This is a genomic window from Kitasatospora sp. NPDC007106 (assembly GCF_040634455.1).
GTDB lineage: Bacteria > Actinomycetota > Actinomycetes > Streptomycetales > Streptomycetaceae > Kitasatospora > Kitasatospora arboriphila.
On the sequence record NZ_JBEYFP010001481.1, the window covers coordinates 1 to 1,010 of the forward strand.

The 1,010-nt window shown below is 73.8% G+C and carries 1 protein-coding gene; it reads left to right on the top strand.

Going from position 1 to position 1,010, the window contains the following annotated elements; all coding sequences use genetic code 11:
• The first annotated feature begins 341 nt into the window (after positions 1-341).
• Positions 342-737: a VOC family protein gene (locus ABZ641_RS39435; protein ID WP_344626290.1), complete on the top strand. Its 396-nt coding sequence runs from the start codon at positions 342-344 to the stop codon at positions 735-737.
• The last annotated feature ends 273 nt before the right edge of the window (positions 738-1,010 follow it).

Genomic DNA, 1,010 nt, shown 5'->3' on the forward strand with positions numbered 1-1,010 from the left:
CCCCCGCGACCAGGGCGACCCTGCCCTTCAACGCTCCGTCCGACGCACCGGTCATGCCCGGAGTCTACGGAGTGCGGGCGGTGGGTCGCGGTGTGAAACGCGAACCGTCCGCCCACCGCCGGAAGGGCGTTGCCCGGTCGGCGGGCGGCCGCTAGGGTCGGTCGGGTGACTGCCGGGTCGGCCATGGGCCACACACGGAACGGGCACCCGGCCTCGGCTTGAGCACGAGGCGGGGCAGGGCCCCGCCGTTCTCTCCACGTCGTCGCAGTGCCCCTGCGAGCGCACCGCTGCGAGCACATCGCCGTGCGCCGCGTTCCACGACCCGGAGAGAAGGACCAGCCATGTCTTCCGTCACCACCGTCCAGCTCAACCACACCGCCGTCTACGCCCGGGACCGGCGGGTGTCCGCCGCGTTCCTCGCCGGCATCCTCGGCCTGGAGGTCGGCGCCCCGTTCGGGCCCTTCCTGCCGGTCGACCTCGGCAACGGCGTCACCCTCGACTACTACGAGAAGCGCGACGAGCCGATCCAGTCACAGCACTACGCGTTCCTCGTCCCCGACGAGGAGTTCCAGGCCATGATCGACCGCCTGGAGGCCGCCGCGGTGACCTACTACGCCGATCCCAGCCACACCGCGCCCGGCCGTACCAACGACTGGTTCGGCGGCCGCGGCGCCTACTTCGAGGACCCGGACGGCCACAACATGGAGATCATGACCAGGCCGTACGTCCGTCCCTGACCCCGGGCCCCGGTCCCGCGCCGGCCCAGCCGGGAGGGCGCGGGGCCGGGGCGACCCGGGTGACGTTTCCCGGCAGATCCGTGCCGAACGGCCGAGGTGTCCCGATGCTGGATGCGACGGGGCCGCATGCCACAGGGCGGCGGCGGGCCCGCGAGGCGGCGAGGGCGAGGAGCACGGCACGGTGGAGAGCACACCCGAGCACGACCGGCGGCAGTGGATCGACGCCGGCAGGCGCGACCGCGTCGTCCGGGCGGCGGCCACCGCCGGCCTGGT

Excerpts from the sequence above, each read along its gene's own strand:
- ABZ641_RS39435 (WP_344626290.1), top strand. The coding sequence starts at position 342 with ATGTCTTCCGTCACCACCGTCCAGCTCAACCACACCGCCGTCTACGCC.